The sequence below is a fragment of the Bradyrhizobium sp. 186 genome (assembly GCF_023101685.1).
GTDB lineage: Bacteria > Pseudomonadota > Alphaproteobacteria > Rhizobiales > Xanthobacteraceae > Bradyrhizobium.
Map to the genome: position 1 here is coordinate 3133898 of NZ_CP082164.1, position 12491 is coordinate 3146388.

Annotated in this window: 9 protein-coding genes; 4 read left to right on the forward strand and 5 right to left on the reverse strand. The window is 64.4% G+C overall.

Annotation, left to right across the window (positions count from 1 at the left end):
• Positions 1-10 precede the first annotated feature (10 nt).
• Positions 11-1681, forward strand: a complete 1671-nt coding sequence (hutU, locus tag IVB18_RS14880; protein WP_247989798.1) for a urocanate hydratase — start codon at positions 11-13, stop codon at positions 1679-1681.
• A gap of 160 nt (positions 1682-1841) precedes the next feature.
• Here hutU and IVB18_RS14885 read toward each other — a convergent pair whose 3' ends face one another.
• Positions 1842-3860 (reverse strand): EAL domain-containing protein, encoded by a 2019-nt coding sequence (locus tag IVB18_RS14885; protein ID WP_247989799.1) that lies wholly within the window; start codon positions 3858-3860, stop codon positions 1842-1844.
• A 328-nt stretch (positions 3861-4188) separates the two neighbouring features.
• Positions 4189-5073, reverse strand: coding sequence for a BJP family subclass B3 metallo-beta-lactamase (gene blaBJP / locus IVB18_RS14890; protein WP_247989800.1), 885 nt, complete (start codon positions 5071-5073; stop codon positions 4189-4191).
• A gap of 270 nt (positions 5074-5343) precedes the next feature.
• Between blaBJP and IVB18_RS14895 the strand changes: the two genes are divergently transcribed.
• Positions 5344-6660: an alpha/beta hydrolase-fold protein gene (locus IVB18_RS14895; RefSeq protein ID WP_247989801.1), complete on the forward strand. Its 1317-nt coding sequence runs from the start codon at positions 5344-5346 to the stop codon at positions 6658-6660.
• A gap of 132 nt (positions 6661-6792) precedes the next feature.
• The gene (locus IVB18_RS14900) at positions 6793-8517 is read left to right on the forward strand and encodes an IS1634 family transposase (protein WP_247983724.1); all 1725 of its coding nucleotides are present in this window, start codon (positions 6793-6795) and stop codon (positions 8515-8517) included.
• 190 nt (positions 8518-8707) lie between these two features.
• Here the strand turns inward: IVB18_RS14900 and IVB18_RS14905 are convergent, their stop codons facing one another.
• Together IVB18_RS14905 and IVB18_RS14910 are read right to left on the reverse strand one after the other, a co-directional pair.
• Positions 8708-8992 (reverse strand): TonB-dependent receptor plug domain-containing protein, encoded by a 285-nt coding sequence (locus tag IVB18_RS14905; RefSeq protein ID WP_247989802.1) that lies wholly within the window; start codon positions 8990-8992, stop codon positions 8708-8710.
• Between the two features lie 63 nt (positions 8993-9055).
• The gene (locus tag IVB18_RS14910; RefSeq protein WP_346732637.1) at positions 9056-10249 is read right to left on the reverse strand and encodes a hypothetical protein; all 1194 of its coding nucleotides are present in this window, start codon (positions 10247-10249) and stop codon (positions 9056-9058) included.
• Positions 10250-10775: 526 nt separating this feature from the next.
• Between IVB18_RS14910 and IVB18_RS14915 the strand changes: the two genes are divergently transcribed.
• Positions 10776-11585: an extracellular solute-binding protein gene (locus IVB18_RS14915; protein WP_247989803.1), complete on the forward strand. Its 810-nt coding sequence runs from the start codon at positions 10776-10778 to the stop codon at positions 11583-11585.
• On the opposite strand, the gene IVB18_RS14920 is transcribed toward IVB18_RS14915, so the two are convergent.
• Positions 11559-12257 (reverse strand): ABC transporter permease, encoded by a 699-nt coding sequence (locus IVB18_RS14920; RefSeq protein WP_247989804.1) that lies wholly within the window; start codon positions 12255-12257, stop codon positions 11559-11561. The two genes, IVB18_RS14915 and IVB18_RS14920, sit on opposite strands and share 27 nt — an antisense overlap.
• Positions 12258-12491: the final 234 nt, after the last annotated feature.

The window sequence follows — 12491 nt, forward strand, 5'->3', positions numbered from 1 at the left end:
GGCCTTCCGCATGAACCGCCGTCTGGACAACGACCGCACCATCCGCGCCCCCCGCGGTAGCGACATCAGCGCCAAGAGCTGGCTGACGGAAGCGCCGCTCCGCATGCTCATGAACAATCTCGATCCCGATGTCGCGGAGCGCCCGAGCGAGCTCGTCGTCTATGGCGGCATCGGCCGCGCCGCGCGCGACTGGGAGAGCTTTGACCGGATCGTAGCTTCCTTGAGGAAGCTCGAGAGCGACCAGACGTTGCTGGTTCAGTCCGGCAAGCCGGTCGGGGTGTTCCGTACCCATGCGGACGCACCGCGCGTGCTGATCGCGAACTCGAACCTGGTGCCGCATTGGGCGACGCTGGATCATTTCAACGAGCTCGATCGCTTGGGTCTGATGATGTTCGGTCAGATGACTGCGGGCTCGTGGATTTACATCGGCAGCCAGGGCATCGTGCAGGGCACTTACGAAACCTTCGTCGAGGTCGGCCGCCGCCATTATGGCGGCAGCCTCGCCGGCAAATGGATTCTCACCGCCGGCCTCGGCGGCATGGGCGGCGCGCAGCCGCTGGCCGCGACCATGGCCGGCGCCTCCATGCTCGCGGTCGAATGCCAGCCGAGCCGGATCGAGATGCGGCTGCGCACCGGCTATCTCGATCGGCAGGCTGCGACGCTCGACGAAGCGCTCGCGATGATGGCGGACGCGGCGAAGACACTGAAGCCGGTGTCGGTCGGTTTGCTCGGCAATGCGGCGGAGATCTTTCCCGAGCTGGTGCGCCGTGGCGTCAGGCCCGACATCGTCACCGACCAGACCAGCGCGCACGATCCGATCAACGGCTATTTGCCGAAAGGCTGGACGCTCGCCGAATGGGAGGCGAAGCGCGCCTCCGACCCGAAGGCGGTTGAGCGCGCGTCAAAGACGTCCATGGTCGACCACGTCCAAGCCATGCTGGATTTCCACGCGCAGGGCATTCCCACGCTCGACTATGGCAACAACATTCGCCAGATGGCGAAGGACATGGGCCTGAAGAATGCCTTCGATTTCCCCGGCTTCGTGCCCGCCTATATCCGTCCGCTGTTCTGCCGCGGCGTAGGGCCATTCCGCTGGGCGGCGCTGTCCGGAGATCCCGAGGACATCTTCAAGACCGATGCCAAGGTGAAGGAGCTGATGCCCAACGACAGGCATCTGCACAACTGGCTCGACATGGCCAAGGCGCGGATCAAGTTCCAGGGCCTGCCGGCGCGAATCTGCTGGGTCGGCCTCGGCGACCGTCACCGGCTCGGTCTCGCCTTCAACGAGATGGTGGCGCGCGGCGAGCTCAAGGCGCCGGTCGTGATCGGCCGCGACCATCTCGACAGCGGCTCGGTGGCGAGCCCGAACCGTGAGACCGAGGCGATGCGAGATGGTTCGGACGCGGTGTCCGACTGGCCTCTGCTCAATGCGCTGCTCAACTGCGCCAGCGGCGCGACCTGGGTCTCGCTGCACCACGGCGGCGGCGTCGGCATCGGCTATTCCCAGCATGCCGGCATGGTCATCGTCGCCGACGGCACGCCGGAAGCTGCGAGGCGGATCGAGCGCGTGCTGTGGAACGATCCCGCCAGCGGCGTCATGCGTCATGCAGATGCGGGCTACGAGACCGCGGTCGAATGTGCCCGCGCCAACGGACTCGACCTGCCGAGCCTGGCGAAATAGGCGTCTAGTCGCGCCCCAACAGCTTCGGCATCGTCGTCTTCGCGCCATCCAGGAAGGTCTGGACGGCGTCGCGTACGATCGCGTCGAGATCGGACGGGATCGCGGATCAACGCGCTGCTCGCGGACAAGGACATCCAGGAGCGTTACTGCGCGGTGTGACTCAGGCCACAACCTTGGCCGCGCGCGCCGCGCCGTCGTCCAGGCGCTTGCGTTCCTTCGCAAGGTAGTCCGCGATGGCATCGCGCGGCATGGGCTTTGCGAAATAGTAGCCCTGGATGAAGTCGCAGCCGAGCCGGCGCAGGCCGTCCAGCTGGGCGCGGGTTTCGACGCCCTCGACGACGCAGGCGATTTCCATGTCGTCGCACAGGCCGGTGAGCGACTTGACGATCTTGTGGCTGACCGGATTGTCGTTGATGTCGGCGACGAAGCTGCGGTCGACCTTGATCTTGTCGAGCGGCAGCCGGTGCACGTGGCTCAGCGACGAATAGCCGGTGCCGAAATCGTCGAGTGAAATACCGCAACCCATCGCCTTCAGCGCGGCGATCGACTGCTGCGCGCGCACGAAGTCGAAGGTGACGGCGGTCTCGGTGATCTCGAAATCGATCCGGCGCGGCGGAAGCCCGCTCTTCTCTATGATGGAAATCAGCGGTAAAATGCCCTCGGCCGCGCAGACATCGTGAGCGGAGAGATTGAACGACAGGCGGATGTCGTCGGGCCAGGTCTTCGCAGTCGCAAGCGCGCGCACGAGCAGCGCCTGCGTCAGCGGCCGGATCAGGCCGATGCGCTCGGCGGCGGGGATGAAATCCGCCGGTGAGACCTGGCCGAGGCGAGGGCTGTGCCAGCGCGCAAGGGCCTCGAAGCCTGCGGTGTGCTCGCTCACGGCGTCGACGATCGGTTGGAATACCAGCTCCATCTCGGCGCTGAAGTCGGACGTGCGCAAGAGATTCTCGATGACGCCCCGGCTGCGGATCTCGGCCTCGAGCTCACTCGAGAAGATCACGGTGCGACCGCGCAGATGGCGCTTGGCGTGATAGAGCGAATAGTCGGCGCATTCATAGAGCGCTTCCGCCGTCGTCGCGGAGTGCGGGAATAGCGCAAAGCCGATCGAGCACGATAGTCCGGTATGGGCGGTGTCGAGCTGATAGGGCAGCTTGATCTGGTCCCCGATCCGCTGGCCGAGCCGCATCAGATCGTCATCGTCGGGATCGCCGCACACCACGAGGCCGAATTCGTCGCCGCCGAGCCGCGCGAACTCGACGCTGTGCGGGCCAAAACCCTCGCAGACCTCGCGGACGCGGCGTCCGGCCTCGATCAGGACGCGGTCGCCGACCGAGTGGCCGTAATTGTCGTTGATCGGCTTGAAGCCGTCGAGGTCGATGATCCCGACCGCGAGGCGAATGCCGCGGCGCTCGGCATCGCCGAAGGCGCTGGACAGCTCGGCGAAGAAGCGGCGGCGATTCGGCAGCTCGGTGAGGGAGTCGAGATTGGCGAGACGGAAATTCTCGTCCGAGAGCGCTTGCGTCGCCGCCTGCTGCGACAGCAGCGATTTGCGGCTGGCGACGAGATCGGCGAAGTCGCGATAATAGATGAACAGCACCGTCACCATCGCGGCTGACACCAGCGAATTGTTGACCGCGATCGCCTTCAGCGTCGGCTCGCCCGTGGCAAAGAAGAACAGCACATAGGGCACGTCGACGACCAGCGTCACGATCAGCGCCGCAGAGCGCAGATGCATCAGCGAGAAGATGCAGCCGATCACGGTCACGGCCATGTAGAAGGCGACCTGGCTCTTGGCGAACGGATCGCCGTAAGGGTAGAGCGCGAAGGACCAGGCGGTGAAGCCGGCGCCGATCGGCAAAGTCATCCAGTTGGTGGCCCGCAAATTACGCAGGATGTCGGCGTCGCTGCGCACGAGATGGCGTTGGCGCAGCCACCAGAAGGTGCGCAGGGCGGCGAGCACCGACAGCACGGCGGGTACGATCATCGTCAGCCAGTCCGGCGCCACGTTCACATAGGTGTAGGCGACCGCGATCGTGTTGCTGATTAGGATGAAGTAGAGCAGCGGGATCTGCTTGGAGAAGGCGTCGTACTGCGCACGCGTCAGGTCCGGATTGTTAGCCGGCACGCGAAACAGCCGCATCGCGGCTGCGAGGTAAGACTTCAAATCGGCAACAGGCATTGCAATACGCGCCCCGGATACCCTGAAAACGCGGGCGATCTTGCACCGCTTGGGTAAAGGGCAGGTTAGACGGGCTCGGCGCAAGAAAGCCACGCAGGTTGCGCGCTACCGCAGAAGTTTCCGGCCGCGTGTATTGGTGAGGACGCGTTAAGGATATGCGGCGGAAGAAGTGGGCGTCCGAGGCGTAATTATCCGCAATCACCGCAGCTACGAGCCGCTAACCATGCGCGTCGCCGACCGCACGGTGCAGCATATTGTCTCGCGGTCAGCCGGCGCACCCGATTGACCTCTCCCCGCTGGGGAGAGGTCAAGAGGAGTATGATGGCCGTCATTTTTCCTCGAGCGCCGCCGTCTGCTTGGCGAGCTGCTTGTCAAAGTCCTCCGACAGGCCGGTCGCGTAGGTTGCAAGCTCGTCTGGCTTGACGAACGGATTCGGCGCGCCGTCCTTCATCTGCGCGCGCTTGGCCTGCATGCCATAGACCTCCGGATGCGGCCCGAGCAGCACGTCGATCTTCATCGCCTTCACCTTGGCGTAGGTCGCGCGGTAGTCGTCGACGATGCCGGCATGGGTCGGCTGCCCGACCAGCCGGTTCAGCGCCACCGTGCCGCTACAGAAGAACAGCACCTGGCGGTCCTGATTGCCGTCCTTGACGGTCATCTCCCAGCTCGTGCAACCCGGCGAGTGGCCGGGCGTTGCGTGCGCCGTCAGCGTGGTGTCGCCGAGCGTGACCTTGTCGCCTTCCTTGACGGCGCGGTCGACCTTGACCGCCGGGAAGGCTAGGTCCTCGTTCTTCTCGTCGCCTGGATAATAGCCGCCTTCGAGCAGCGGCTTGTCGCGCTCGCCGGCCACGAGCTGTGCGCCGGTTTCCTTCTTGACTTCGGCGAAGCCGCCGGTGTGGTCGAAATGCGCGTGCGTGTTGAGGATGTACTTGATGTCGGCGACCTTGAAGCCGAGCTTTGCGATATTGTCCTTGATCATGCCGATCGACTCCGGAAGCGCCGTATCCATCAGGATCAGGCCTTGCGAGGTCTTGATCACGTAGACGGCGATGCCGTCGGTGCCGACATAGTAGATGTTGCCGATGAGCTGGAACGGCTCGAACGGCGTGGTCCATTTCTTGGTGACCGCCGCCAGGAAATCCTTGACGGTCTGCGCCTGCGCAGCCGGTGCGGATAGTGCCAACGCACACAGCGCGGCCGTGAGCTTTCTCATAGTTTGCCTCCCAAAGTGTTCTTGTCGTTTCGATCGGCCGCGACTTTTGCGCGGTTCGACCGGTGCGCAAGCTACGTCGCGCGAGGTGCGGCAGCAACCGCCTCATGCCCATAAATATTCCAGGGCATGCGCGGAATAACGATCTCTGTCTGATTTGAGCATGGCGGCTATCGCTGCAACACGGCCTGCTGTTGTTTGACCGCGCGCGGCCGGCCCGGCATACTTTGTCTCAAGGCGAGCCAGCAAGACTCGTCAGTACCGGGAGCTGAAATGGCCAATTCATTGTGCGTCCTCGCAGGGTCGCTGATTTCCGTCGTCTCCTTCACCTCGATCGCGCTGGCACAGCCAGCCTGCGTGACCCAGAACATGGCCGTCCCGCCCGGCGCCAACACCACTGACAAGGCAGCTGCTTTCTTCATCGACACGACGGGACTCGACTTCAAGACGTCGCCGCCGACCCGCGATCCCTCGAACCCCAATTATCCGCGCGCGACCGAGCTGCCTGACGGCATGCTGCCGCCCCAGGGCGCCGAGGGCAATTTCATCATCGGTCCGACTCACAATCCCGCGCCGGAGACCATCGCGAAAGAGGGCGTGCCGCGTGGGGCGACGAAGTCGTTCACGCTCTCGTCGAAAGGCAGCACGATCTATGATCCCGGCCTGATCCGCGACGACGTCGCCGGTTGCACCAACTCCTCGATCATGACGACCGTCACCGCGCCGGACGACAAGTCGCACATGATCGTCACCACCAGTCATCCCGGCGTCTGGTCGCGCGCCATCGACGTCTACGTGCCGGCGCAATATGTCCGCGGCACCGAGGCGCCGTTCATCGTGGTCGGCGACGGCGGCTCCAATGCCTACAAGGATCTCGCCACGACGCTCGACAATCTGATCGCGCAGCGCCGCGTGCCGCCGATGATTGCGATCCAGATCGGCAATGGCGGACAGGATGCGCAGGGCAGCCAGCGCGGGCGCGAATATGATGCTGTGTCGGGCACCTATGCGCAGTTCGTCGAACGCGAGGTGCTACCGCTGGTCGAGAAGAACGCCGACGTCAAGCTCACCAGGAATCCCGACGGGCGGGCGACCATGGGGCTGAGCTCGAGCGGCGTGGCAGCCTTCACCATGGCATGGTTCTATCCCGATCTCTATCACCGCGTGCTGGCCTTCTCGCCGACCATGGTCAACCAGCAATGGCCGCACGATCCTTCGCTGCGCGGCGGCGCGTGGGAATATCACAGCGCATGGCCGGGGCCGGCCACTCCCAACCTCATCGCGAAGGCGGGCGTACTCACACCGGCCGAGCCGCCCGGCGTGCCGCTGATCCTGAGCTCACCGGCCAGGCCGATCCGCTTCTGGTTCTTCGGCGGCGACCAGGATCTGTTCTATCCAAATCCCACCATTCCCGACGGCATGCACGACTGGACCTTGTCGAACGCGCTGATGGCGAAAGTGCTGGCGGAGAAGGGCTACCACTATCAGTTCCTGTTCGTGCGCAACGCCAAGCATGTCGATCGGCCGACGATCGCGCAAACGCTGCCGTCGGCGCTGGAGTGGGTCTGGAAGGGCTATCCGATTCCCTAAACCGAACTTCCCCTCGGGATTTTTGTTAGAGCGTTGAGAGGATTTGAGAAGTTTGGATCGGGCTGATTTTGTAGGCATGTAAATGATGATTTTTGGCTTGCGAATGGCAGGTTTCCGTGATTCGATTCCGGCATGTTCGTCGCCCGCATTCCCAACCGCAACTCACCGCCCGCGATCCTGTTGCGCGAGAGCTATCGCGAGGGCGACAAGATCAAGTCGCGCACGCTGGCCAACCTGTCGCATTGGCCGGATGAGAAGATCGATGCGCTGCGCCGCGTCCTGAAAGGCGAGGAGCTGGTCTCGCCGGCCGAGCAACTGCGGATCGAGCGCTCGCTGCCGCACGGCCACGTGGCCGCGGTGCTCGGCATGGCGCGCCAGCTCGGACTGCATCGCCTTGTCCCGGACAAGCCCAGACGGTTGGCCAGGCTGGCTTTGGCCTTGATCGTGGCACGGGTGATCGAACCGGCCGCCAAGCTGGCCACGGCGCGCCAGCTCAGCGAGGCGACGGCGGCGCATTCGCTGGGCGAACTGCTCGATCTCAGCGCCGTCGACGAGGACGAGCTTTACGAAGCGCTCGACCTGCTCGGCACGGCCCAACCGGGGATCGAGGCGACGCTCGCCAAGCGCCATCTGCATGACGGCTCGCTGGTGCTCTACGATCTCACCTCCAGCTATCTGGAGGGGCGACATTGCGAATTGGCGCGGCATGGTTACAGCCGCGACGGTCGTTCCGACAAGCTGCAGATCGTGTTCGGCTTGCTGTGCGCCGCCGACGGCTGCCCGGTGGCGGTGGAGGTGTTCGAAGGTAACACCGCCGACCCGAGCACGCTGGCCGCGCAAGTCGACAAACTGAAGGCCCGCTTCAAGCTGTCGCGTGTGGTACTGGTCGGCGATCGCGGCATGATCACCAGCGCCCGTATCGAAGCCGATCTGATGCCGGCCGGGCTCGATTGGATCACCGCTCTGCGGGCGCCGGCGATCCGCAAGCTCGCCGAGGACGGCGGCCCGCTGCAATTGTCGCTGTTCGACGATCGCGATATGGCCGAGATCACGTCCCCCGACTTCCCCGGCGAGCGCCTGATCGTGTGCCGCAACCCGGATCTGGCCGACGAGCGTCGGCGCAAGCGCGGCGAGTTGCTGGCGGCGACCGAGAAGGATCTCGCCCGCGTCAAGGCCGCCGTGCAGCGTCAGCGCAACCCCTTGCGCGGCGAGGATGAGATCGGTCTGAAGGTCGGCGCCGTGCTGGGCAAGCGTAAGATGGCCAAGCACTTCCACCTCGCCATCACCGACACTTCGTTCGACTTCAGTCGGATCGAGGATGCCATCGCCAACGAAGCGTCGCTCGACGGCTTCTATGTGCTACGGACCAACGTGCCGGCCGAGAACCTCGACACCGCCGCCACGGTGCGTGCCTACAAGAGCCTGGCCCAGGTCGAACGCGCCTTCCGCACCATCAAGACCGTCGAACTGGAGGTGCGCCCGATCCACCATCGCCTCGCTGGCCGCGTGCGCGCCCACGTCTTCCTCTGCATGCTCGCTTATTACATCGTCTGGCACATGCGCCGCGCGCTGGCCCCGATCCTGTTCGACGATCACGACCGCGAGGCCGCCGACGCCGCGCGCGTCTCGCCCGTCGCCAAGGCCAGAGTCTCGGCCGCGGCCAGAACCAAGGCTAATCGCAAGCACACCCACGATGGCCGGCCCGTGCACAGCTTTCGAACGCTGTTGCAGGATCTCGCCACGCTCACACGCAACATCGTTCGCATCGGTCAGGACGCCCCGGCCGCTATGCTCACAAGTCCAACCCCACTACAACAAGACGTCTTCAATCGGCTCGGCATTCCTATCGCCCCATAATGTAGGCAGACGCGCCGTCACGCCCGCTGGAATTACACGCCAGCTCAAATGCTTACGTCGCTACTCAAGGGGAAGTTCGGCCTAAAGCGCGATGAGATGAGGATGAATCATCATCGCGCTTTAGGTTGTTGCTTGAGCATCATCTTTTCGGAAAACCGCTTCGCACTTTTCCGGATCATGATCTAAGCGCCTAGCGCCCGATCGTCACGCCGGCGGTTGAGCGCATGGCGTCCCTGAGGCTCGTCGCGTTCTTGTCATCGAGGACTTGTCGTGTGAGCACAGTGGTCTGTCCGGGCGTGTTGAGGATGGTCTCGCCGCGCGAAGACGACAGCCGGTCGGCCTTGTAGGGCGCAGCCTGATCGGTGGCGGGAGCGGTTGCCGGCACATGGCGCGGGCGTTTGCCCGAGGCCGCAAAAGTTGCCTGCGAGAAGCAGAGGGCGGCGATCACGATCAATCGCAACGATTTTGCGGGCATGCGATCTCCCATGTCGAAGACGTCAGCCTACCATATGGGGAGCATCGTCGCAGCGAAAAAGGCTCAGGCGAGAGCGGCCTGCCGTTCCCGCATCGGCTCGCGGAGCCGGTCGGGGTTCCGCGGCTCGGTGAGCCGGGTAAAGCTGCGCTGGCTCGCATGCGCGGGCGCCTCGACGATGACACCCTCGCAGACAATCTGACCGCCGAGCATCTTGAATTCCAGCTTGTCGTATTGCGGCATGGTCTCGCCGGGCGCGGGCGGCAGCAGCTCGACGCGTCCCTGGATGTTCAGCGTGGCATCGCCGGTGCCGTGAAGCCGCGGATTCCACATCCTGATGCCGGTTTCCGCCCAGCGGCGCCGGATCAGCGAGGCGCGATCGATCGGTTCGGCGACTCTTGCAGGGGCCTTCGGTGCGCTGCAGATCTCCGGTGAGGGAGACGCAAGAGCCGGAGACGGCTCGGTGCTTACGGGCTCCGCGGCGACGACTGGAGGATCGTTTGCAGGGATCGGCTCGATCTCTATCGCGACGCTGGGGTCAGCTGAAGAGACTTCGGCGTCGACGAGGAAGACAGGCGTTTCGTCGGCGACGACGGGCTCAACTTCCGCCGGGACGCCAGAGGATGTATCGCTGCTGACGAAGAGATTAGAGACTTCAGCCGGTTCGCTCTCGACATCGACAGAAGGGACCGAAGCCTCCTCTATGGTGACCACCTCAACTTCGGAGAGCGCGGCTCGAGATGAATCATCGCTGATGTTGATATCGGACGGCGCGGCCGATGGGCTCTCCGCGAGGACAGAAACAGCCGTGTCATGTCCCGCGACCGCAGTGTCTGCGTCATCGCGCACCGGTGCGGTGCTGATGCTCATAGCCGGAGCGGCTTTGTCGATATCGGCAATGATGGCAGAAGCATTGGTTGCGGCGACCGGCGCGACGTCGCCGTGCGGCGACGGCCGAAGCCGGGTGAATGCCCATTTCACCGCGGGGATGCGGCGCAGCAGCGATATCAGTCTCGAAAGCACTGGGAGTTGTCCAAGAGATACTCGACGTGAGGCAATCGCTGATTCGCCAGCAATCCAAAAAACTGCCCCGGCGGTCACACCGATGTCAATGTAGGTGGGACCAATTGCAGAACATCCACGCATCCATCGCGCGCGAGCGGTGACTTCTATCTTGCCTTCCGAATACGTCCGCCCGCGAGTGCAATGCTCCGCGCGTGATGCGCTGCAAACCACTTTGGGAACCGGGATGCGGCGCATGATCGTCACTCCGCGCGCAGATTTCCTTCAATAGGCAAGCTCTGCGAGCAGAGGGGGCAACGCCCCCTCTCTGGCTTTTTCGAATCCGGTCTACTTCCCGGAGCCCGCGCCGCCGCCGGCCTGGCTGCCCATGTTGTTGGTATCGCTGCTGCCTGCTTTGGGCGGCTGCGTGCCTTGCTGCTGCCAGCCTCATTCTGCATGTTCGATGACCGGCCCGTGGTCATTCCCTTGGTCGCCGGACCTCGCGACGAGGGGCCGACCTCGCCCTGACCGGACGCGCCCGGGGCAGGTTGTGTCTGCGCGAAGGCGCCACCGGTGGCCAACGCCATGATGCATGCGGATGTTAAAATGATCTTCCTCATGAGGCACTCCTGGAGTTCGTTGCAGGTTACCTGCGTGCGGAGAGCACGTTCCTCATCGGGGTCCAGTCGGGATCGCTTCAAGTTCGTTGCGCCGAACGTCGGGGTTCCCTATGGCATTCTCCCGAGCGCAATCTGGAACGCCCGACATCGGGAGAGGACGCCGCATGAGAAGAATTGCCGCCATCGGAGCGGTCCTGTTCTGGTCGACACTCGCGTTCGCGCAGGATCGCGCGATCACCGTCGCCTCGACGACGTCGACGGAACAGTCCGGCCTGTTCGGCTATCTGCTGCCGCTGTTCTCGAAAGCCGATGGCATCAATGTGAAGGTCGTTGCCGTCGGTACCGGCCAGGCGCTCGACATCGGGCGGCGGGGCGATGCCGACGTGGTGTTCGTCCATGACAGGCCCGCCGAAGACAAGTTCATGTCCGAAGGGCAGGGCGTGAAACGCTTCGACGTCATGTACAACGATTTCGTTATCGTCGGACCGAAGAGCGATCCGGCGCAGATCACCGGCGGCAAGGACGTCGCCGAGGCGCTGCGCAAGATCGCGGCCGCGAAAGCGCCTTTCATCTCGCGGGGCGACAAGTCCGGCACCCATGCGGCCGAGCTGAGGCTGTGGAAGGAGGCAGGCGTCGACGTCGCCGCCGGCAAGGACAACTGGTATCGCGAGATCGGTCAGGGCATGGGCCCGGCGTTGAACATGGCCTCGTCGTCGAACGCCTATGTTCTGTCGGACCGCGGCACCTGGCTGTCGTTCAAGAACCGCGGCGATCTTGCGATCCTGACCGAGGGCGACAAGCGGCTCTTCAACCAGTACGGCGTCGTGCTGGTGAATCCGGCCAAGCATCCGAACGTGAAGGCGCAGGACGGGCAGGCCTTCATCGACTGGCTAATCTCGCCGAAGGGACAGGACGCGATCGCCGGCTACAAGGTCGGTGGCGAGCAGCTATTTTTCCCCAACGCGTCCCACTAGCAGGAAGGCGACGGTCGACACTGCCACGCTGAGCGCGAGCAGGATCAGCCCGAGCCCGAGCGCCAGCGGCAGGTCGCCCTTGCTGGTCTCCAGCGCGATGGCGGTTGTCATCGTGCGCGTGAAGTCGCGGATGTTGCCGCCGACGACGATGATGGCGCCGACCTCCGCGATCGCGCGCCCGAAGGCCGCGAGAAAGGCCGTCAGCAGTGACGTCCGGCCAAGCGCGAACAGCAGGCCGATGCTGCGCAGGACCGACAGCCCGTCGATCCGCGCCAGATCGCCATATTCCGCCCATAGCAGGCTCGCCGGCCTGTGTACCAGCGCCACCACGATCGGCGTGGCGAGCAGCGTCTGCGCGATCACCATGGCGGTCGGCGTGAACAGCAGGCCGGCCGCCCCGAGCGGACCGGACCGCGACAGCAGCAGATAGAGGCCAAGCCCGACCACGACGGGCGGAAGGCCGAGCAGCGCATTGGTCAGCACGATGATGACCTGCCGCCCGCGGAAGCGGGCGATGGCAAGAAAGGCCCCGAAGGGTGCGCCGATCAGGAGCGCGACGATGCTCGCCGTCAGGCTGACGCGCAACGACAATGCGACGATGCCGATGAGCTCGGCGTCGACCTCGCCGATAAGCGAGAGGGCGGCGGCGATGGAGCGCGCGAAATCGTTCATCCGCGCATGAACTTCGCTGTCCGGCCACGCGCCCCCGGATCGTCGATGTCAGAGCTGCGGAGGCGCGTCACGGACTGGTCCCTGCGGTGTCGTTGTCTGGAGCAAACAGTGGACCGGTCGCATTCCGTAGGCAGGCGCCAGCCCCGACCGCCGCAGAGTCGGTCCTTCCCGCGACAGGCGATTCACAGAATACTCAGGGGAATCCGTTTGGAAACCCGATTTGTCCGGAAATGA